At 60.3% G+C, this 22,694-nt stretch carries 12 protein-coding genes; 7 read left to right on the top strand and 5 right to left on the bottom strand.

Translation table 11 applies throughout. The features are described 5' to 3' along the window. Positions 1-20: 20 nt before the first annotated feature. The 3 genes from FJY67_00570 (at position 21) to FJY67_00560 (ending at position 4,543) form a co-directional block, all read left to right on the top strand. Positions 21-1,232, top strand: a complete 1,212-nt coding sequence (locus FJY67_00570) for a DNA repair exonuclease (protein MBM3327951.1) — start codon at positions 21-23, stop codon at positions 1,230-1,232. 424 nt (positions 1,233-1,656) lie between these two features. Further along, the gene (locus tag FJY67_00565; protein ID MBM3327950.1) at positions 1,657-2,028 is read left to right on the top strand and encodes a hypothetical protein; all 372 of its coding nucleotides are present in this window, start codon (positions 1,657-1,659) and stop codon (positions 2,026-2,028) included. 784 nt (positions 2,029-2,812) lie between these two features. After that, entirely contained in the window at positions 2,813-4,543 is a 1,731-nt protein-coding gene (locus tag FJY67_00560; protein ID MBM3327949.1) for a hypothetical protein, read from the top strand. A gap of 172 nt (positions 4,544-4,715) precedes the next feature. Here the strand turns inward: FJY67_00560 and FJY67_00555 are convergent, their stop codons facing one another. The 5 genes from FJY67_00555 to gyrA form a co-directional block, all read right to left on the bottom strand. Then, positions 4,716-6,743, bottom strand: coding sequence for a T9SS type A sorting domain-containing protein (locus tag FJY67_00555; GenBank protein ID MBM3327948.1), 2,028 nt, complete (start codon positions 6,741-6,743; stop codon positions 4,716-4,718). Between the two features lie 208 nt (positions 6,744-6,951). Further along, on the bottom strand, positions 6,952-8,850 hold the full coding sequence (locus FJY67_00550; GenBank protein ID MBM3327947.1) for a hypothetical protein: 1,899 nt from the start codon (positions 8,848-8,850) through the stop codon (positions 6,952-6,954). Positions 8,851-8,937: 87 nt separating this feature from the next. Next, positions 8,938-10,161, bottom strand: a complete 1,224-nt coding sequence (locus FJY67_00545) for a tyrosine--tRNA ligase (GenBank protein ID MBM3327946.1) — start codon at positions 10,159-10,161, stop codon at positions 8,938-8,940. An 8-nt stretch (positions 10,162-10,169) separates the two neighbouring features. Then, the gene (locus tag FJY67_00540; GenBank protein MBM3327945.1) at positions 10,170-10,397 is read right to left on the bottom strand and encodes a DUF4926 domain-containing protein; all 228 of its coding nucleotides are present in this window, start codon (positions 10,395-10,397) and stop codon (positions 10,170-10,172) included. A gap of 442 nt (positions 10,398-10,839) precedes the next feature. After that, a complete protein-coding gene (gene gyrA / locus FJY67_00535; protein ID MBM3327944.1) occupies positions 10,840-13,380 on the bottom strand; it encodes a DNA gyrase subunit A in 2,541 nt (846 codons plus the stop codon). Positions 13,381-13,765: 385 nt separating this feature from the next. Between gyrA and smc the strand changes: the two genes are divergently transcribed. The 4 genes from smc to FJY67_00515 all read left to right on the top strand — a co-directional run bounded on the left by smc (position 13,766) and on the right by FJY67_00515 (position 22,681). Further along, entirely contained in the window at positions 13,766-17,299 is a 3,534-nt protein-coding gene (gene smc, locus FJY67_00530; GenBank protein MBM3327943.1) for a chromosome segregation protein SMC, read from the top strand. Further along, positions 17,256-18,695 (top strand): GWxTD domain-containing protein, encoded by a 1,440-nt coding sequence (locus tag FJY67_00525; protein ID MBM3327942.1) that lies wholly within the window; start codon positions 17,256-17,258, stop codon positions 18,693-18,695. Before smc ends, FJY67_00525 begins: the two co-directional genes overlap by 44 nt. 173 nt (positions 18,696-18,868) lie before the next feature. Continuing rightward, positions 18,869-19,621 carry an ABC transporter ATP-binding protein gene (locus FJY67_00520; protein ID MBM3327941.1) on the top strand — a complete coding sequence of 251 codons (753 nt, stop codon included), beginning with the start codon at positions 18,869-18,871 and terminating at the stop codon, positions 19,619-19,621. Between the two features lie 45 nt (positions 19,622-19,666). Beyond that, positions 19,667-22,681, top strand: coding sequence for a T9SS type A sorting domain-containing protein (locus FJY67_00515; GenBank protein ID MBM3327940.1), 3,015 nt, complete (start codon positions 19,667-19,669; stop codon positions 22,679-22,681). Positions 22,682-22,694: the final 13 nt, after the last annotated feature.

Raw genomic sequence — 22,694 nt, 5'->3', positions numbered from 1 at the left:
CTTTCGGTAAATCATCCCTTATGCCCCTTGACTCCCTGAAATTCCTGCACCTTGCCGATCTGCACCTCGGCGCCGACACCGTCGGCGGGCGCCTGCGCCTTCCTTACGATAAGGCTCAGGTGCGAGCCCGTGAACTGCGCGAGGTTCTGCGGCGAACGGTCGAGATCGCGCGCGAGGAATCGGTCCAGGTAATCCTCATCGCCGGAGACCTCTGGGAGGAAGGCTCCGGCCAGGAGGAAGCCCTGGTCGTCGTCGATTATCTCGGCCGCGCCGGACTGCCGGTCGTCATCGCGCCCGGCAATCACGACTATTATCACCCCGCCAGTTACTACAGCGACAGCCTCCTCGAAGCGCGCACCGGCCACAGGTGGCCGGACAATATCCACATTTTTCGCGACTACGACTTCACCCCCCGGACGTTTCCGGAACTACAGGGCGTCGTCTTCAGCGGCCTGGCGTTTCACAGCAACCAGTTGGTGCAGAGCCGTCGGTTGGCCGAAAACATCGACCGGCCCGATGGAGCGCTCCATATTGCGGTTCTGCATGGCTCGCGCGACGGCGGGAGCCTGCCTCCCGGCAAGAAGCGGACGCTGCCCTTTTCCGACGAGGAACTTCTCCGTCACAACTTCGACTATGCTGCGTTAGGGCATTATCACAGTCATTCCGTCATCCACGACTCGCAAGGCCGGGTGCGGGCGGCTTATCCGGGGGCTGCCGCTGCCTTAACCATCGACGAGCCGGGCGAGCGCGGCTGCCTGGTCGGTCTCGTTCGACCGGGCGGCGTTGTGCCGGACGAACTTCGCTTCCGGGAACTCGATACCCGCCGCATCGTTAGGCTTGTGGTATCGCTCGATGGCGCAGCCCATTCTGCAGCCGTTCAGGAACGAATTGAGAAGTCGCTTCAGGACGCCCATGTCCGCCGCGAGGACATCTGCCTCGTCGAGTTGGAAGGTCGCTATCCCCCCGGCAGCCGGATCGACCTCTCCGACGACTTTCTCCAGAGCGCTTGCTGGCACTTGAGGGTGGACGACAGCGCCGTGACCGCCGACTTTTCGCTCGACGACAACTCAGATCCCAATCCCCGCACCGCCGAAGGCCTCTTTGTGGAACGTCTGCGGACGATGATCGCCGAGGCTCGCAAGCGCGGTGACGAGCGGGAAGAACGGCACCTGTTGAGTGCGCTCCAGTTTGGAATGGAGGCCTTGCGCGGGCAGGATGTGGCGATGCGCTGAGGAGCAAGGAGCGACCGCACCAATTAGCCCGGCTCCAACAACGTCAACCTCCTCTCGTATCTTCTTGCAAATCGACACGTTGCTGCTTATCTTATCCTGACCTGCACTGCCCGCTTGCGGACTTCGACGATTGCTTAAGACCTGACGCTATCACTGTTCCTTAAGGCAGATTCCTAAGTCCGACGCCGATGCTCTTCCTTCCCTGCTTTGGACGGGATCCCGATCCCGTCATCATCATCGACAACTTCGACTTCCCCATTCCACCTGACTCGGGGGAGGGCGATGCCGCTCACGCCTAAGACGGCAGCGAAGCCGCGCTCCGCCGTAAGGTAGTCGTTTGATCCGGCGATGACGCAACGTCATCGCGAGCCTGTTGCAGACAGGCGAGGCAATCTCATCAACGACAATCAACGGAGATTCCACAGTGACACTACGTCGCATCACATTCATTGCTTCGGCAATTCTGCTTATTGTAGGACTGCTAGCACCATCCGATGCTCAGGCAGTTCGGCTGCAGACTCGAATTCTCGAGTTAATTGACGAAGAGTGGGTCGGCCAGTATGACGCCTCGGTCCAGTTTCGTATAGAAGTCGCGCCAGGTGTTTGGGGCGACTGGGTCTATGCAACTCAGATCGAGGCTGATTACTACGCTGACTTCCAATCTGTTTCGTACCGCTGGCAAGTACGGCTGACCGCCTCCGGTCTCTATACCGGCTTCGAGCCAGAAGGCGATTTGCAGACCTACGATGCTACGGATCCGCAGACATTCGACTGGAAAGTCGAAGAACGTCAGTAAGCAAACAGGCGGGCGGGGAGCCAAGGGCGCCCCCCGCCCGCCCGACTGCACAATCAAGCACATCACCATCATGAAAGTCCATACCTCAATATTCGTTGTAATCCTGACGGCATTCGCCTCTTTTGGTCAGCCAAATCCCTTATGGATGCGGATGTATGACTCGGGAGGAGATGACGGCATTTTGGATGTCTATTCTGTGCCAAACGATGGTCTGATAATGAGCGGATATGCGACCAATGGAAACAGCGTTCGTTGCGGCCGATTGCTTAGACTCGACGATGATGGGCAAATTATATGGGATAGACAATATGAGGCGGAGGGCGGTTTGAGAAGTTTGGCAAGTGTCATCGAGGCGGATAATGGCGACTTCCTAGCCTGCGCTGGCATAGGTGAAAATAGAGATCGCAGTAATCGTATTGCAGTTATGCGGGTAGATTCTGATGGTGAGGAGATCTGGTTTCGAACATTTCGTCGAGGACGAGGAACCGCAATAATTGAATTGAAGGATGGCCGGTTTCTCATAACCAGTATTGAAAATGGCGATTATCTTGGCGTGGTCATTTGTATCGATGGTGAAGGAGAGTTGATCTGGGAGCGGGAGTATTCGTTAGGAACACGACATCATCTTGTGGGCCTGCGAGAAGCCGAAGATGGAGTGATTGTCGGAGGTGATGTGCTTATTGAAAATGTGCCCGGATACCAGTTCTTGGCCTTCAAAATAAGATCCGATAATGGCGAAGTGATCTGGTGGAATTCCTATCGGATTGACGTCAGTAACTTATCTATGACCATGACTTCCACCGGCCAGGGCCAGTTCCTGATCGCCGGTTTTACCGGCGATAATAGAGGACAGCCGGAGCCAATAGATATGGCTGCGGTTCTGGTCGATAGCAACGGCGACCTAATGTGGGGACGCCGCTACAGTTTTGCCAATCGCCAACTATGGGGTATGGATCAATGTAATGCGGCAGCACGGGTAGCCGAAGGCGGCTTTATATTGGCGGGATTTTTCTGGTTCCCGCGCGATCAAGGCGACACCCATCACCCGGCAGTAGTCCGTATCGGCCCCAACGGCGACGAACTTTGGAAGGAAATATACTTTCTGCTTCCCGAAAACGGGTTTGGACAGGGGGTAGGGCGGTCACATTCTTTCGGCGGGGTCATTCAGGGCAGCGATGGGTCGCTCTATGGTGCCGGCACCGCCACCTTTGAGCGCAACAACGAGGGCAAGAACGGGCTGCTGATCAAATTAGAGCGCGAAGTCATTGGCCCCCAGTTCATTTCATGGTCACCGCGCGATACGACGCTGTCGCTGTTGATTGGCACGCGCCAGACGTTTGCTGTGCAGGCGCGAAACCAGAATGGTGCGGCCATATCCTATCTATGGCGGAATGCTGCTGGGCAGGTGATCGATCGCGATTCATCAGCAACCATTCAATTTGATGAACTGGGACAAACACGAATAGAGTGCCGGGTTACTTCCGGCGAGCAATCACGCGTCATTGGATGGAATGTTGCTGTTATGGAACTTTTGATAGTGGAGTACACACCTGAGCATCTATCCCTCACCGTTCAGCGCAACAGCGAGATCGACTTCGCCCTCGACTCCATTGCCTACATCGGAGATATGGAGAATCTGCGATATGAGTGGATGATTTACGACTCAGCGGCGGTGAGGTGGGAGGAAGTGGCAGGGGATGACCGGATCGGAATCCGGTCCTACGCGTTCGACCGGACGGGTGGCTATGCTCTGAAAGCAAAGGTCTTCGATCCGAACGTCGATCCCGTGCCGGCCGATTCCGTCCAATGGGCGATTCAGGTGCGGGGAGTCATTCGGGCTTATGAGCCGAATCTCGCTGAAATCTCCCTCGAGCCTCGTCAGGAAACGACCTTCGAATTAACTCCCTTCAATGCCAACAACGACTCGATTCAGTTCTGGTGGACGCTGAATGAAGCCGACACTATGTCCATCGAGTCCACTTTGTCCATTTCATTTCAAGACACGGGCAGATACATAGTAAGTGGGTATGCGCGGGAGCAGGTCGGCGAGGAAGAATGGGAGGAGGATGTGCAAGTTTGGGTTGTCTATGTCCATTCTCTAAGTGCTGGACTGGATCCCCGCTTGCGCGGGGATGACGAGGCGGGAAGCGGGGATGACGAGGGGGGAAGCGGGGATGACGCGCCACTCTCGCTTACGATTGCTCCTAATCCGTTTAACGATAAGGCGACGGTGACAGTTGATCTTGGAGGGCAGGCATTTTTGCCTGCCCTAAGGGCGGACAAGAATGTCCGCCCTCCAAGAGCGCAGGTGGGGGGTCTCATGCCCGTCCGGATCGGCCTCTACGCGATAGACGGCCGGGAAATCCTCCGCCTCCACGACGGCCCGCTATCCCCCGGGAGCCATACTTTCGCACTTTCGCACTTTAGCACTTTCACACTTCCCTCCGGCATCTTTTTCCTCCGCCTTCAAACCGGCTCCCATTCCCGCACCGTAAAGGCCGTTTTGATGCGCTGACACATTAGGCGGGCTGAGTCCCTCATTGGATGCCTCACACAACGCTGTAGAGACGCATTTCAAGTCACTATAGCCAGGTCTCGGTCTATCCGCCAACACTAATATCAAAGGGGCAGGTGATTTCCACCTGCCCCTCTGGCTGGATCTGAAGTCTGGTGTCAGATGCCCAAACCTACCTAACCAGCACCGCCCGCGCCGTGAACCGGCCCACCGACGTCTCCGCCGAGACTATGTACAGCCCGGCATCGAGGTTCCTCCCCGGCAGACTGAACGAACTCCGACCCGCCTGCAACGTCCCTTCGTAGAGCGTTTGCACCGCGCGGCCATGGAGGTCGTAGAGCGCCACCCGGCCGCTCGCGGCTATGGGCAGCACTACGGTCACGGTGGCAGCAGGGTTAAACGGCGTCGGATAGACGCTGACCAGCCCGGTGCCAAGCGGAAGCGGAGTCACTTCCGGGTTCACCGCCTCGGGGTCGCCCGCCGGCCGGAGGCCTTCGCGATTGTGAATCACCAGCCGGACAACCGTCTCGAGTCCGGCGCGAATCCCGATCCGCGCGACGGCGTCGCCGACATCTTCGGCCGTTGCCGTGATCAGATAGTGGCCGACCGGCTCCCACGGGAAGAGGAAGTGCCCGTCTTCGCCGGTTGCGGTTTCTGCATTATGGCGGTCATTTTCGAGCGTGACGATGGCTCCCTCAATGGGGTTGCCTTCGCCATCGACAACAACGCCGCTCACCCGGCCGTAACGTTGTTCGTCATCGCCGCCGCCTCCGCCGTTGCGGCCAAGCACAAGCCGCACTTCGACGACCGCTCCGGCTGCCACTTCGATCTGCTGGATTACATGCCCGTGGTCACCGGCATCGGCTCCGACATTATAAAGCCCGGCAGGAACGCGCTCGAAAACGAACCGGCCCTCGCGGTCGGCTTGTCTTTCTTGAGCGAAGCGATGATTGATCCCTACCAGGAAGACCCTGACGCCGCCGAGAGGCTGCCCGTCGGCATTAACCACCTGGCCAACGACCCGGCCGGGTTGATCGTCGCCCCCGCCGCCGTTGCCTTCGATCACCAGATGAACTTCGACGACAGCCCCCGCCTCAACATCGATGCGCTGACCGGCCCGGCCATGGTCTCCGGCGTCGGCTACGATCTCATAGACGCCGGCCGGAACGCGCTCGAAGACAAACGCGCCCTGCCCGTCGGTGCCGGTGCGCATCGCGATGCCGTTGACGCCGTGGAGGACGACTGCGGCACCGGCGAAGGCATTGCCTTCCGGATCGGTTACCCGTCCGACGACGCGCCCAAACTGATCGTCACCGCCACCGCCGTTGTCGTTCTGTAGGACAAGCCGGATTTCGGCTACGCCGCCGCCTTCGACGGCTACCTCGCCATCGGCGCGACCGAACCGGTCGTGCGCGGCGATGATTCGATAGTCACCCGCCGGAACGCGCTCAAAGACGAAGCGTCCGTGCCCGTCCGTGCCGGTTCTCAGCGCAAGGTCATTCTCCCGGAAAAGGTGCACTGCCGCACCTGATACGGCGGCTCCGTCAGCCGTCAGGACGATACCGACGACGCGGCCGAACTGGTCGTCGTCGCCGCCGCCACCGCCGTTGTCGTCTTCAGCGATCACCAACCGTACTTCGGCAACGCCGGCGCGGACCGATTCGACCCGCTGCGACGCTCGGCCGACACCTTCGACGACCGCGGTGCATTCATAGACTCCCGGCGGAACACGATCGAAGGCGAAATGCCCTTCGTTGTTGGTGCGGGTCTGCTGGACGACGCCTTGATTTCCAGCCAGCGTTACATGCGCTCCGGCCCAGGGTGCGCCTTCCTGATTGACCACCCGCCCGACGACCCTGCCAAAAGCGTCCCCTCCGCCATTCTGGACGTTGATGGTGATGGTGATGTTACTGACCTGGCCGGCCGCAACCTCAACCCGCGCCGATCCCTGTCCAATGTCCCTGGCGACGGCCCAGGCGACGCCGACGCCGGTCGGAACGCGTTCGAACCCGAACCGGCCTTCATCGTTCGAGACCGTCTCGCCGATGCGCTGGTTATTCATGAAGAGCGTAACGACCGCGCCCCCGATCGCGCCTCCATCGGCGCCGACGACCTGACCGGCGACCGCGCCATGTTCCTGCGCCTGGAGCGGCACTGCCGCCAGGACGAGCGCCAAGAGAAGAAAGAGGACCTTACGCATACCTAACGACCTCCGTGGCTTGTCGAAGTTGCTGATGAACGATGAACGGAGAAAACCTTCCCATCATCCTGCAATATAAACAACTTGTCGATCCAAATGCAACCCCCCGTGAGAGCAAAATGAATGCTGCCAGGTTGTGAACTCAAGCATGCGGGCGGATAAGGGTCACTGCCCACCTTCGCGCTTACCCGCTCACTCGCTCACTCGTTCACTTTATCATTACCACCTTCCGCTCAGCCTGCCATCCTCCCGCGTCGAGCCGGAGCATATAGGAGCCTGCCGGCAGCGCACCACCATCAAGAGTGAGTCCATTCCGGCCGGCAGAGAGCCACCGGCTGCCAAGGAGTGTCCCTGCCTCGCGCCCGGACGGATCGAACAGCATAAGTCTGACGATCCCCGAATGCGGTAGGTCGAACGCGATGCGCATTTGAGCGTTGAAGGGATTGGGCCAGGCCTCAAACGACATCAAGCGAGGCAGCGGCGCCCTGCCATCCCGGACGCCGAGGTCTTGGGTGATATCCCATCCGGCGTGAATGAACCGGTCCCCTGACACCTGCGCCACCCAACGCTCGCGAATATAGGTATTGATCTCGAGCCTCGCGTCGCGCCAGCCCATCTCGCCGTAGTCACCGACGACGTTCCAATCGACGTTGATGTAGTTCCAGCCCTTAATGATCGGATGTGCAGCGACGAAATCGAAGAACGGTTCGAACCAGACCTCCCAGTCGGCACGCCCGTCGGCGTGATCTTCGTCGAGCGAGTCGGGCGTAGCCTGAATATCGATGGCCGAGAGTTCGTTCAGAAAGACCGGCTTGCCCCGCGTTTCGGCGAACCTGAGGAATGCTTCGCTCTTGCCCTTGCGTGAGAGTTGCCCGCGCTGCGAATCGGGCTCGGCGGGATCGAAGTGCGCATGGTTGAAGAGATCAAGGCCAAACCAATCGACGACATCGTCCCCCGGATACCACTTCCAGCCCTGCCGCGTTGAGTCTGCAAAATCGCCCGGAGCGTCCGGTTCGTAGCACCAGACCGTCGCGAACTGGTCGATCCCGCGGCGGCGAAGTTCGATCACCAGTTTGCGAAAAGCCTGGGGAAAGATGTAAGGATGATAGGGATTCCAATCCCCGTTGAACTCGAATCCGAGGCGAAGGAAAAAGGGGCGATTGACCCGCCGAAAGGCGATTTCGAGGGTATCGACATAGCGATCCCACTGGTCGGTATGGACGTAGATCGAGTCGAGCATCACCGCCGCGTCGCGGCCCTGCCAGTGCATGCTGAATTCGACGAACTGACTGTCGGGGTGGATGATCATCTGTTCCATACCCCGCACCAGTCGAGCGACGTCGGTGCCGCGGGTGCCGGGAATCGAGACGTTGGTCTGCAGGATGAGCGGACGTTTGTCGCCGGGGAACATCTCCTCGTAGCGTCGATGGCTGTCGATGTAGTTCCAGCCCGAGCCGTGATAGATGCGTCCGTCCGGTGGCTCGAACTTCGCGCCGAAGTGGGCGACGGCGGCGCCGGCGAGGAGCAGGGAAAGCAGGATGAGAATTGGCATGCGCATAGATTCCATTTCAAATGTGTCTTTTCGCGTAGGGTCGGATTCCGATCCGACCAATTCGTCGCGTAGGGTCGGATTCCGATCCGACCAATTTGTCGCGTAGGGTCGGATTCCGATCCGACCAATTTGTCGCGTAGGGTCGGATTCCGATCCGACCAATTCGTCGCGTAGGGTCGGATTCCGATCCGACCAATTCGTCGCGTAGGGTCGGATTCCGATCCGACCAATTTGTCGCATAGGGTCGGATTCCGATCCGACCAATTCGTCGCGTAGGGTCGGATTCCGATCCGACCAATTCATCGCGTAGGGTCGGATTCCGATCCGACCAATTCGTCGCGTAGGGTCGGATTCCGATCCGACCAATTCGTCGCGTAGGGTCGGATTCCGATCCGACCAATTCGTCGCGTAGGGTCGGATTCCGATCCGACCAATTTGTCGCGTAGGGTCGGATTCCGATCCGACCAATTTGTCGCGTAGGGTCGGATTCCGATCCGACCAATTCAGTGTCAAGGGGACGCCTTCGCCCCACTTTAGCCAATATCCGTTAGCCACCAGTCGAAGGCGTCTGGTGGCATGCTTAAAGCCGGATAAGGAATGCTTACCCGCCTGCCCACAACGGCCTCTCAATCCATTCACATGTCATTTCGGAGCATAGCCGAAGTAAAAGCGTTTGCCGACCTTCACAATATGCTCATGGCCGTCCGCAACCACCTCATAAGTGCCGACTGGAATCTTCTCCCCGTCGATGCGCACCGAACCGGAATCGATCAGACGCTTGGCAGCACTTCCGGAAGAGACGGCACCGAAGTCCTGCATGATTCGAGGTAAATATACCTTCTCACCGGGCTCACAGAGACAGACCCGGTTCTGGTCTTCGAGTTCCTTAAACTCCGGCGGTTTGCCCTCCTTGAACCTCGCGCGAAACCCCTCCCCCGCCTTCTGTGCCGCCTCTTCGCCGCAGTAACGCGCCGTGATAAGGTGCGCCAGACGGTGCTTGGCCTGGTAAGGGTCCTCCCGTACCACCGACCGGGCTTCCACGCTGCCAAGCCCCGACGCCAACACGAAGTATTCCTCCAGCAAACTGTCCGGGATGCTCATCACCTTGCCGTAGATGTCGTCCGCGGTATCGGTTACGCCGATGTAGTTGCCGAGGCTCTTCGACATCTTCTCGTTGCCGTCCAATCCTTTCAGTAGCGGCATCAGGAAGAGCACCTGCGGTTCCTGCCCATAAGACCTTTGTATCTGCCGCGCCAGGACGAGGTTGAACTTCTGATCCATGCCACCCAACTCGACATCGGCTTCGAGCGCCACCGAGTCATAAGCCTGGACCAGCGGGTAGAGGAACTCCAGGAGCGATATATCCTCCTGCGCCTGGAACCGCTTCATAAAGTCGTCCCGCTCAAGTATCCGCGCCACCGTCCGGCGGCTCGCCAGTTCGAGGAACTGATAGACGTCCCGCTTCGCATGCCACTCGCTGTTGAAGCGGACTTCGAGCACCTCCGGGTCGTCACGCAGGATGCGAAATACCTGCTGCCGGTAGGTTTCGGAGTTGACAAGCACTTCCTCCCGAGAGAGGCGGGGCCGCGTTTTCGACTTCCCCGATGGGTCGCCGATCATCGCCGTGAAGTCGCCGATCAGGAAGATCACCTTGTGCCCAAGGTCCTGAAACGCGCGCAACTTCCAAAGCGACACCGCGTGGCCGATGTGCAGGTCAGGAGCGGAGGCATCGAAGCCTTGTTTGATTCGCAAAGGCTTGCCGGACGCAAAGGAACGCTCCAGTTTGGAGAGCAGTTCGGCCTCGTCGATGATCTCGACCGGCGGAACGGCATCCTTCAGGATCCTCAGTTGTTCTTCAGGTGGCAGGAAGGGCATTAGGCTACCAGATGCCGCGATCTCGGCACTTCGTCGGGTCCCACTGGATGCAATTTGAAGGCTTCGATCGTCGCCACTGCGATGGTGTTGCCGTCGAAGGTCATGAATTCCACTTCAAACGCCTCACCGCCATCATAAATATGCACTACGGTGCCCAAGTCACCTTCTTCCAGTCCATATTCGGGCAGATCCTTAAGTAGGGCGACTATTGCGAATTCTCCTATCATTTTTTCTCTGCGGGATAAGCAGATATGAGAATCGGAACTGCTGATCCAACGGGGATCAGCCAGATCGAACGAATCATGACCGGACTTTCATGGGGCATCCTTAGCGGACCTTCGAGGACGTGTTTCCCGCCATAGTTCGCTGCAATCGTATTATCCTAATCCCGCGATACCGTAGCGCCAGCATCTTGCTGGCTTCGACTTGCCGCCAAGATGGCGGCGCTACAAAGAACACCCGTTGCTGGCTTCGACTTGCCGCCAAGATGGCGGCGCTACAGAGAACACCCGCCGGGTGAAGGCTACCATCGGTCATCGCTGGATAAGGAGAATCAATTTGTCTTCTGGTGTTGGTGTATGAAGCGCGACCGCGGGATCTGCTCGCTCAAAGCTGCCAAAGCCACATGAATAATCTCACGCAGAGACGCAAAGTCCGCAGAGTGCCGGTTTACTCCCCGAACAAACCGCTCTGTTCCTCGTCCAGGCCGATGAGGGCGTCGTCAGTCTCGCCCTCGTCGTCCTCCCGCACCACCTTCGATATATCGGCGATGGTGTCGAGTGCCCCGTCTTCGCGGTTCAGATTGATCAGCCGGACGCCGCGTGTCACCCGGCCGATCGAGCGAATCGCCGACACCGGCTGCCGGATGACAATGCCCGAACTGGTTATGATCAGCAGGTCGTCGGAGTCGGTTACCTCCATCAGTGCGATAAGCGGCCCCGTAATCGGCGTCGTGTTCATCGCTTTGACGCCCGAAGCGCCCCGTCGGGTCAGACGGTATTCGTGCAGCGGCGAGCGCTTGCCGTAGCCCTTTTCGCTCACCACCATCAGCGTCCCTTCCCGGCGGGCGACGACCATCCCCACAATCCGGTCGCCCGGTCCGAGCCGCATCCCGATGACCCCCGCTGCGGTTCGTCCCATCGGCCTGGCGTCGGATTCGTTGAACCGCACCGCCTTGCCGTTCGATGCGCCGAGCACGATGTCGCATTTGCCGTCGGTCAGATCGACGCCCGTCAGCGCGTCGTCGGCATCGACGCTGATAGCCCGGATGCCGCCGCGCCGGGGATTGGAGTAGGCGTCGAGCGGCGTCTTCTTAACCGTCCCGCTCCGGGTGCAAAAGAGAAGATAGTGCCCGGAGTCGAACTTCGCCACATTGACCAGCGCGGCGATCTGCTCGCCGGGAGCGATGTCGATCAGGTTGACGATCGGCTTGCCGCGCGCTACCCTTCCCAGCGACGGAATCTCATGCACCTTCAGCCAATGGCACTGCCCGCGGTCGGTGAAGAAGAGGATGTAGTTGTGCGTCGAAGCGACGAAGAGGTGCTGGATGGCGTCTTCCTCGCGCGGAGTATGTCCCGACAAGCCCTTTCCGCCGCGCCGCTGACGCCGGTAGCCCGAGACCGGGAAGCGCTTGATATAGCCGGTCTTGGTCACCGTGATCACCATATCCTCTTCGGCGATCATATCCTCAATCGTGAAACTGCCCGTTTCGGGGACGATCTCGGTGCGTCGGTCGTCGGCATAGCGCACCTTGATGTCGAGCAACTCCTCCTTCACGATCATCATCCGCCGTTCCTTCGACCCGAGGATCCCTTCGAGGTCGAAAATCAGTTCCTTGATCTGACGCAGTTCGTCGATTATCGCCTGCCGTTCGAGGCCGGTGAGCCGCGCCAGGCGCATATCGAGGATCTCCTTCGCCTGAATCTCCGAGAGGCCGAATCGCGTCATCAACCGGCTCCGCGCTTCGGACGGCTCCTTCGACGAGCGGATTATCTCGATCACCTCGTCGAGGTTATCGACGGCGATCTTAAGCCCCTCGAAGATGTGCTCCCGTTCCTTTGCCTTCCGCAGATCGTATTCGGTCCGCTTTGTTACGACCTCGTGGCGGTGCTTGAGGTATTCCTCGAGCGCCCGCTTGATGTCGATCACCTTCGGAACTCCGCCCACCAGCGCCAGCATTATGACCCCGAAGGTGGTCTGCAACTGGGTGTGGGCATAGAGGTTGTTAAGCACCACCTCGGGCACGGCGTCGCGCTTCAGTTCATAGACGATCCGCATGCCGTCGCGGTCCGACTCATCGCGAATGTCGGCGATGCCTTCGATCTTCTTGTCGTTGATCAGTTCGGCAGTCTTCTCGATCAGGCGCGTCTTGTCAACCTGATAGGGGATTTCGACGACGACGATCCGCTCGCGGGCGTTCTTGGGGGTCTCGACGGTCGCTTTGGCCCGGACGGTAACCCGGCCTCGTCCGGTTGTCAGATAGTCCCGGACGCCTTCGATGCCGTAGATGATGCCGCCGGTCGGGAAGTCGGGGCCTTGCACCAGTCCTTTCCTGAAGTCGCGCAAGTTGAAGATCGCCCGTTCAGGCTCTTCGGGGTTGACGACCGGCAGGCTGGGATCCTCGATCAGCGCTTCGAGAGCGTCGATGATCTCGCCCAGGTTGTGGGGAGGGATGTTGGTCGCCATTCCGACTGCGATACCGGACGAGCCGTTGACCAGCAGGTTCGGGAACTTCGCCGGCAGGACGACTGGCTCCTGGAGCGTGTCGTCGTAGTTGCCGGTAAAGGGGACGGTCTCCTTCTCTATGTCGGCCAGTAACTCGTCGGCAAGGCGCTCCATCCGCGCCTCGGTGTATCGCATCGCTGCCGGGCTGTCGCCATCGACCGATCCAAAGTTCCCCTGCCCGTCGATGAGCGGCGCCCGCATGGAAAAGGTCTGCACCATCCGGACGAGGGCATCATAGATTGCTGCATCGCCGTGAGGGTGATACTTACCCATCACATCGCCGACGATGCGCGCCGACTTCTTATAGGGCCGTCCCGGTCCAAGACCGAGTTCGTTCATTCCGTAGAGGATGCGGCGATGGACCGGCTTCAAGCCGTCCCGGACGTCGGGGAGGGCGCGCTGGACGATGACCGACATCGAATAGTCGAGATAACTGTCCCGCATCTCGTCTTCGATCGGCCGCGGTATGATCCGCTCCCCTTGGATGATATTCATTCGCGGATTGTCTTGTTCTCGAGGCGTTCGTCTATTTCTGATGTGAGACCGAAGAGAAGCCCTCCCGATCCTATACAGACCCCTGATCCAGCGATAGGCGTTTGCTGCTTTCACCTCTGGGGTGGAAGCCAATTGTGCGGTCAGATGTCCTCATCTGACCGCTCCACCGTCGGATGGGGACATCCGACGGCACACTTACCGCCGGATTAGGTTACAAACCTTTAATATAGCCGTTTCAGGCTTCCACCTGCAACCGCATCGGGTTGATTGAACCGGCACCCGGCGTTATATTGAATGATAATCTGCGCTGGCGCAGGCGCCTTTACTCCTAACCTACACCCCAAAGCCCCAAGCCTTGTTCATTAACCGGCTCGAAATGACCGGCTTCAAGTCCTTCGCCGCCCGGACGGTGCTCGAGTTCCGTCCCGGGATCATGGCGGTCGTCGGCCCGAACGGCTGCGGTAAGACCAACATCGTCGATGCCGTCCGCTGGGTTCTGGGCGAGCAGCGCTCCGGCGCGCTCCGGGCCGAGCGGATGGAGTCGGTTATCTTTGCCGGGACCGCCAAGCGGCGTCCGCTCGGGATGGCCGAAGTTACGTTGACTCTCGACAACGACAAGGGCATCCTTCCGGCGCCATACAGTGAGGTTGCTCTGACGCGGCGCCTCTTCCGCTCCGGCGAGTCGGAATACCTGATAAACCGGGATGCCTCCCGCCTGCGCGACATTCAAGCCCTCTTCACCGACACCGGCCTCGGCCCGCACACCTACTCGATAATGGAACTGCCAATGGTCGATGGGATCATCTCCGGCTCGCACGAGGCGCGCCGGGGCCTGGTCGAGGAAGCCGCCGGCATTTCGCATTACAAGTCACGCCGCGCCGCCGCGGAAAGCCGCCTCAAGACGACTCGCGAATCACTCCTCCGCATCAACGACCTCTTCCTCGAAGTCGAGAAGAGTTACGGCACCCTCAAGCGTCAAGCCTCCCGCGCCAAGCGGCACCAGTCACTCCAGCGCGCCCTCGAACTGCGTCTCTTGGTCGAACTGGCTGCCGAACGGCTCCGGTTGGTCGAAATCCGGGATCGCTACAGCGGGCGTCTGGCTGAAATCGAAAGCGAAGCGTCCCGTGTCGAAGCGGAGTTAACCCGCACGACGGCGGAGGTTCTCGCTCTCGAAAGCAAAGACCTCATCTTGAACGACCGCATCGGACGGGGGCTTGACGCGACGCGCAAACTGGAACGTCGCGAAGCCGAGTTGGAGGGCGAACTGGCCCTTGTCCGGCAGCGTCTCGAACACCTCGAAGCGCGTCGCGCCGCCGACCACGATCGCCGCACAACGTTGAAGGCGCGACTCGAATCTCTGGCGGCCGGTGATTCAGAGGGCGACACTTTAACGCTGACCGAAGACCTCACGACTCGGGAAGCCGAATACGAGCAACTAACCGCGCTATCGCGGGAGATGGCAGCGCAACTCGCTTCGGCGCGCGAGGCTTATGACCGCACCCGCCGCGCCTTTCACGACCTGGAGCAGAGCCTCGCGAGCGCTCGTGAGACGGCTCGTCAAACGGCTGCCCGACGATCTGCGCTGGAGCGCGACCTGACTTTGGTCGTCGAACGACATCGTCCCGCCGTAACCCGCCTCGAGGTTGTATCCCGAGACCTCCAATCTGCCAAAAGTGACCTGCGCACCCGGCAGGAGGAAGCGACAGCCTCCCGGGATGCGGTCGCCCGCCTGCAAACGGAGTTTGCCGAACGGGAGCAAGCCGGACGCGAGGCGCAAACTAAACTGCGTGGTGCAGCCTCTGCATTGGAGGCTGCCCGGAGCGAGGTCGAGAGCCTTGAGGTTCGCCTAATGAGCGCAGCCTCGCTCCCGACTGCGCTGCATGCGACGCTGGCGAGTCGCGAACTCCGCTCGCTCGCCTCCCGGCTCGAGTGCCAGGAAGAAGACCGGACGGCGCTCGCCGCCGCGCTGCGACCGATCCTCGAAGCCCTCGAAGCCGACTCCCCGGACGAAGGCTTCGGCTGGATCCGTGCCGCCAGGGAGGGCGCACTGGTGGTTCAACTGCCGCTACTCCATGAAGCGCCGCCTCCGCCCCCGCTGTCGCTGCCGGATGGAGCCGACGCTGTCCCGGCCTCTGAAGCGGTTCGAAACGACGGCGCATTCGGAACGTTCCTTAAACACCGGCTCGGGCGCACCTTGATCGTAAAGGACGTCGCCGCTATCGAACGTCTTTCCGGCTGGGCGGCGAAGAATCGGGTCTGCCTTGTCGGACGCGACGGCGTCATCCTCGATCCGGACGGCATCCTGCGCCGCGAGGCTCTCGATCCGGAATCCCTCCGCGTCGGCTGGAATGCCCGGCTGCGCGAAGCGAAGAAGCGACTTTCTACCGCCCAAAATGCGGCTGAAGTGTCCGGAAAGTCCTTCCAGACCGCAAGCGCGGCACAGGAGCAGGCTGCGGAAGCACTCGATAAGGCTCGTCGCCGGCTTCGCGATGCAGCCGACAGACTGGATCAGACAGGCCGGCAAGTTGTCTCACTCATAGCCGACAAAGACCTCCTCGAAAGACAGATCGCCGAAGCATCTCACGAAGAAGAACGCCTGCGCCGACTCCTCGAGGAACTCCCCCCCCTGTCGGATGACGCAAATGGGATCGACGACGAGCGCCTCGCGCAACTGCGCCAGGACTTCGATGCCGCTGCCGAACGCCTGAGCAACATCGAGCAGGAGCAAGGGTCCCTCGCCGACCGACGCGATGCCGCCGCTGCAGAGCGCGCCCGTCTGGGCGAGCGGATCGCGGCTCAGCGCAGTGCCGTGGTGCGCACCGAACTGGAACGGCGTGAGATCGGAACCGCACTTGGCCACTTGGAAGCGGGGTTCGCCGGGCTTGAAAGTGAGATAACGCAAACCCGGCAGGCGCTCGAAAGTCTATCCGGGCAACTCGACTTGCTTAAGAGCGAGAAGAGTGAGGAGTCCGTCCGTCTCGAAACCAACCGTCAGGAGCGCGATGCCGTCAAGCGCGACCGCGACCGCTTGAACGCCGCCCTTAAGCAATTGCAAGATCAACAGAAATCGCTTGCCTCCGCCCGGACGGACCTCGAACTCGAAGCCGTCTCCAGCCGGGAGCGTCTCCGTGAAATCGACCGCCGCCTGACCGAAGACGCCCGCATCGATCCCGACTCGATCACTGCCGAAACAACCGCTCAGGCGCAGATGGAACTCGACGGGATGGAACTCGGCAGTCTTTCGGTCGATCAGATCAAGGTGCGGATGCAATCGGTCGGGCCCGTCAACATGCTGGCGCTCGAAGAGTTGAAGGACGTCGAGGAACGATATAAATTTCTGGGCGATCAAAAGAAAGACCTCGAAAGCGGCATCGAACTGCTGGAAGAGACGATCACCCGCATCAACAGCGAAGCGCGCCGCCGCCTGCGCGAGACCTTCGACCGCATCGACCGCCACTTTCAAGACCTCTTCCGGAGTCTCTTCGAAGGCGGTGAAGCGCGGCTTAGCCTCGTCGGCGATGACCCGCTCGAAGCCGATGTCCGCATCTGGGCTACCCCGACCGGCAAGAAGATGCAAAGCCTGTCGATGCTCTCCGGCGGCGAGAAAGCGCTCACCGCCATTGCCTTCCTCTTCGCCATTTACCGCGAGCGCCCCAGCCCCTTCTGCATCCTCGACGAGGTCGATGCGCCCCTCGACGACGCCAATATCGGCCGCTTCAACCGCATCGTTCGCCGGTTCTCCACCGATACGCAGTTCCTTATCGTAACCCATAACAAGCGGACGATGGAGGCGGCCGACTGCCTCTTCGGGGTGACCCTTAACGACGACGGGACGTCGCGGCTCGTGTCGGTGAAGATCGAAGAGAATGGCTATCCCGCAACCGTTCCAGCACGTAAGTCAGATGAATAAGCGCTTGCCGGGTATGCAACTTTCGCTGCTGCTGGTCATCGCGCTGTCGTATCCTGTCCGGGCGTCAACGATCGCTCTGCCCGGGAAGTTCACCGGACCGGTCGATCCGGCGCTAAAGATCACCGTCGATCACTGCACTTTCAAGGGCGATGGCGGCGGATCAATCGTCGAAATCTACCTCGATCTGTCGCGTTCGGCTTTCACCCATCGGCAGACGCCCGACGGGTGGTATGGCGCCCTCAACTGCCTGGTCGTGATCGATGATGGCCTACAAATCGTGGGCAGCGACCGGTGGTCGGTCGAGGATATAATCGCGGCGCCCGAATCAGGTTTTGCGACCCAGCGGATCATCGACGGGCGGGTCTATGCCCTCGCGCCCCGAACTTATACCTTCAGCATCTACGTAGCCGACTCACTCGGTGCACGCTACAATCAGACGTCGCTGCGGATCGAAGTTCCGGCCTTTAGCGATACGACCTTCGCCATCTCCGACCTCGAACTGGGAGGCTACCTGTTAGGCCCCGGCGAGCATCCCCGCTTCGACCGCGGCGACTTCACGTTCATCCCTAATCCGCGCCGCCTCTTCGGTCAGCAGCCGCCGTTCCTTTACTACTATCTTGAATTATACCCGGCATCGCAATCGACCGGACCGGGCGACTACCGGATTAGGAGGTGGGTATCCGACGCTGCCGGGGAGACAGTCCGCACCTTTCCGGTCGGGCAGTTGACCGGCGGGCCCGAGCCGTTCGCCGACCTCGACAGTTTGCCCCTCGGAGGGCTTGGGTCGGGCAGTTACCGGCTCCATCTCGTCGTCGAAGGCCCGGGTGGGCCGGCATCGCGGGATCGCAAGTTTTTCCTTCACGATGACGCGCTTCCACCCCGCACGGTCGCAACCGGCGCGACCTACTTCGACAGCGCCTCAGTCGAGGAGGAGTTAGGTGAGATCACCTTTCTATTGGGGCGCAATCAACTCGATGCCCTCGCCGGGCGCAGCGCCCGCGAACGCGGCTCGTTTCTCGAAGCCTTTTGGCGCCGTTACGACGATGACCCCCGCACCCCCGAGGTGCCGGCACGACTGCAGTTTAGATATCGCGTAGCCGAGGCCGATCAGCGCTGGGACAACACTCGCTCACCCGGCCATAAGACCGACCGCGGCCGCATCTATGTCCTCTTTGGCGAACCGGCCGAACGCGAGCAACACCCCCTCGACGCCCATGCCAAGCCCTACGAGGTCTGGAACTACCACACCGTCGATGGCGGCGCGGTCTGCGTCTTCGTCGATCGGAGCGGGCTGGGCGATTACGTCCTCGTCCACTCAACCTTGCGCGGCGAAGTCGTCAACCCGGAGTGGTATCGCGACTTCATCCAGCGATCGGGGATGGACACGAGGCGGTAACTCCTAATTGTAACAAATGGGTGCAATATGACCTTATCTTGTCCTCCTGCTCTGCGGGGGGACTTAATAGGGGGGTAGAAGAGCAACCCTAATTGCACCCCATATATTCCCCCTCGCGATGCAGAGGGGAGAGTTCCAGAACTAACTGCAACAGGCAATAATAGAGGTCTGCCTTGTCCCAGTCGGCAGTTGATGTCCATAGCCTGAGCAAGGTCTTTTACGACCGGAAGCGAGGCCGGATCGACGCCGTTGCGGGGGTCTCGTTCGACGCCTATCCCGGCGAAATCCTCGGCCTTCTCGGGCCCAACGGCGCCGGCAAGACGACAACCCTTAGGATGCTTGCGACGATCCTGACCCCGACCGGCGGCAGCGCCCGGATCGGCGACGCCGACCTGCTCGCCCGCCCCGACGCCGTCCGGCGGCAACTCGGCTTCCTCTCCGGCGACACCGGCCTCTATGGACGCCTCACCGCCGCCGAGACGATCGCCTATTTTGGAGCCTTGAACGGACTGTCGGACGGCCTCCTCACGGAACGTTGCGAACACTTGAAGCGTGAACTCGGTATGGACACCTTCTGGAACGGCCGCTGCGCCAAACTCTCGACCGGCCAGCGCCAGAAGGTGAACATCGCGCGCACCGTCGTCCACGATCCGCCGGTCCTGATCCTCGACGAACCGACCTCCGGCCTCGATGTCCTGGCGGCGCGCAATATCGTCCACTTCATCAGATCGGCGCGCGACAACGGCAAGTGCGTCCTTCTTTCGACCCACGATATGGGCGAAGCCGAGCGCCTGGCCGACCGCATCGCGATCATCCATAAGGGCACCATCGCCGCGACCGGGACACTTTCGGAACTGCGCGACCGCTTTCATGCCGCTAATCTGGAAGAGGTCTTCCTGCACGCTGTCGATGCCGGGGCAGAGTGAAGTGTGCTGAATGAAGAATGTAGAATTAATAATGCGGAATGCAGAATGCAAATTGCAAATTGCAGATTGATGAATGCTGAGACTTCTCTTGGCAGGAATAGGTCAAGGGGAGACTCTATCGCCTATCGTTCTGCTTTCATAATGACTCATTGCAATGAGAGGTTGTATTATGATAGTCGTTCCCGCGAAGGCGGGAAACCAGACCAGCATTCCTCGACTGGATGCCCGCCTGCGCGTGCAAGAGTGCTCCATAGTTACACGAAGTTCTGCAAGCGAGCATTAGTTCTTTATTCTGCATTCTTTATTCTACATTCTGCATTCGTCTTTGCGGCTCCGCCGTCGCGCTACCACCTCGAGCCGTCCCGCGATCCGACCGGAGCGCCGCTTCCCACCCGCGCCGAATACCTGAATAGGTTCCCCGAACGTCCGCTCGAGGTTTTCGGCATCTCCCGCTTCGAAGGCGTCCGCCGATTCCCGCGTCGCGACGAAGAGGGCACCGTCGTCATCGCCGTCAACAACAACTTGTTCAACCAGATGGAGGAGCGCTTTGAGCGCTACGCTCAGGAAGTCGCCGCCGACGGCTGGGACGTCGTCCAGGTCAATTTGGAAGGTGGCTCGCCTGCTGACGTGAAAGCGACCTTGATCGAATTGGGCGGTGATGACCTCGTGGGCGTCGTCCTCTGCGGCGAGATCGCTCTCGCCTGGTTTGAGGATCGCGAATACTTCTATAATGAAAACGTCCCCGACAACCCGCGTTTGCACGAGTTCCCTATCGACCTCTTCTATATGGACCTCGACGGCGAATGGCAGGACACTTCGGGCAACGGCATATACGATGTCCATAGCGGTGCCTGGGCGCCCGACATCTGGCTCGGACGGATAGCGGCTTACAACCTGAGCCGCATCCGCGAAGACACCACCACGGCGCTATATCTCGACCGGATATCGGCTTACCGGCGGGGCGCACACCGCTTGCCGCATCGCGCGGTTGCATTCATCGATGACGACTGGAGAATTGTCGCCAACCAATGGGCCGGGGATATCGGTCTCGCGTTTGGCCGGGTCGAACTGGTAGAGGAGCCTGAGACTACAAGCGCTTCGACCTACCGCGACTACCTGACCGGCGACGGCTTCGAACTGATGCAGGTGGCCGTCCATTCGACCGCCGATGCCCACGCTTTTCACACCCAGAACCGGCGCGTTTTCGACTATTTCCGGTTCCGGAATCTGCGCGAGGAGGTTGCTCCCAACGTTCTATTCTATAATCTCTTCGCTTGCTCGGTGATGAACCTCTCGCGCAACCTCTGTATGGGGGCGCTCTATGCCTTGCGGAGTCCCTCGGCGCTTGGCGCAGTCGGTCCGGCCAAGGTCGGCGGGATGCTCTTCTTCGACGACTATTATCGCCACATGGCAAACGGCATTAGTTTCGGCGAATCCCTTCGCCGGTGGTTCGCCCTGCATGGACGCGAGCCGGGGCACGTCAACTGGGCGCGATCGTGGTTCTACGGGATGACGCACATCGGCGATCCCACCCTGAAACTGCGGCGGGGGTTGCGAGCCGCCGAGTTCATCTGGGTCGATGACAGCGCCGGCGACAATGACGGCATTGCCGACGCCGGCGAGCAGATCGATATGACCTTGCTGGTGAACAACCTCGCCCGCGAGACTTTAAGTGACATCCGCGTTGAACTGACGACGAACGATCCGGCGGTCGAACTGATCGCCGCGGCGAGCCGTATCGGTGAGATCGAGTCCGGCGACGAAGTTTTCGTTGAAGGCTTCCGGCTGCGCATCGCACCGGAGACACCCGACCGGCACCGGGTGCGGCTCGATGCCGTCTTTCAGCCCGACGACGGCGAAATCTGGTATGACCGGGTGTTCCTCGAAGTCCGCAGTTCCCGGCTGGTCGCCGGAGGCTTCCAGTTCGACGAGACTACCGGCGACGGCAACGACCTCGTCGAGCCGGGCGAGTCTGGTAGTCTCCTCGTGAGCCTTTTCAATGACGGAGGCGACGGCTTCCGTCCCGGCGGACGCCTTACGCTGCTCTCTTTCGATAGTGCTCTGGTATTCGATGCTGCCGAAACGGCCTTGCCTGCGATTGCTCCCGGCGCTCGCGGCGTAAGCGTTCCGGTGGGATTCAGCATTATCGGTGAGCCGCGCCTTTCGGGCGGCGTCGTCACCCAACTCGGAGCGGCAGCCGGTGGGGTCGTCCGCTCGATCGGGATGATGATTCTGCCTTGCCGGAGCGACTTTCGGTTTGCACCCAATTTGAACGATTCGGCTTATTGGGCCGTAATTTATCCAGTTCAGGAGACCTATCGTTCGGTCTGGAGGTGGGACACCGCAGGCGGGCCCGATTTTGCCGGCGGTCTCGCCTTTGGCGGGCCCGATACTACCTCCTACCCGCCGATGTCGGACGGCGCGCTTGAACTGCCGCTCATGCTCTTCGGCAGCGATGCGGGGCTAAGCATCTACCACCGGATGGAAGCCGAGCAACTTTACGACGGCGGCATCGTCGAAGTGAACCGCGGCGAAGGATGGCGGCGCACAGCGCCATTAAACGGCTACAACGGCGTCGCGGTCGATAACGGCTCGTTCCCCGGCGGACCGTGCTGGAACGGCAGTTTCGACTGGCGGGAGGATCGAGTCTTGTTAGGCGGTCCGTCCGGTCCGGTAAAAGTGCGGCTCCGCTTCGGGGCCGATGAGGGAGTCGAAATGGGCGGCTGGGAAATCGGCCGGATCGAACTCACCGGGACGGTTGCCCGGGTGCAGCCTCCTCCGGTGGCGGCTTCAAGCGACCTGACCCTCTCGCTGCACCCCAACCCGCTCAATGGACGCGGGACGGTCGCGTTCACCATACTGGAGGGCCTCCCGACACACCTGCAACTTTTCGATATAGCCGGCCGGGTCGTATGGTCCTCGCACCTTGAACCTCTTGCTGTCAGCATGACGCAGATACGGGTCGCAGTCGATTGGGAAGGGGTTCCCACCGGCATATATTATTTGACAGCAACCACCCCGCAGGCGCGCAGAGCAATAAAGGTGGTCGTGATGCGATAAGAACTCGTCAAGT

The sequence above is a fragment of the Calditrichota bacterium genome, assembly GCA_016867835.1.
Classification (GTDB): domain Bacteria; phylum Electryoneota; class AABM5-125-24; order Hatepunaeales; family Hatepunaeaceae; genus VGIQ01.
This window is presented reverse-complemented; position numbering and strand designations above follow the sequence as displayed.

Coding starts and splice junctions, on each gene's coding strand:
- FJY67_00570 (MBM3327951.1), top strand. CDS start 21: ATGCCCCTTGACTCCCTGAAATTCCTGCACCTTGCCGATCTGCACCTC.
- FJY67_00560 (MBM3327949.1), top strand. CDS start 2,813: ATGACCATGACTTCCACCGGCCAGGGCCAGTTCCTGATCGCCGGTTTT.
- FJY67_00555 (MBM3327948.1), bottom strand. CDS start 6,743: ATGCGTAAGGTCCTCTTTCTTCTCTTGGCGCTCGTCCTGGCGGCAGTG.
- FJY67_00540 (MBM3327945.1), bottom strand. CDS start 10,397: ATGATAGGAGAATTCGCAATAGTCGCCCTACTTAAGGATCTGCCCGAA.
- smc (MBM3327943.1), top strand. CDS start 13,766: ATGACCGGCTTCAAGTCCTTCGCCGCCCGGACGGTGCTCGAGTTCCGT.
- FJY67_00525 (MBM3327942.1), top strand. CDS start 17,256: ATGGCTATCCCGCAACCGTTCCAGCACGTAAGTCAGATGAATAAGCGC.
- FJY67_00515 (MBM3327940.1), top strand. CDS start 19,667: ATGCAAATTGCAAATTGCAGATTGATGAATGCTGAGACTTCTCTTGGC.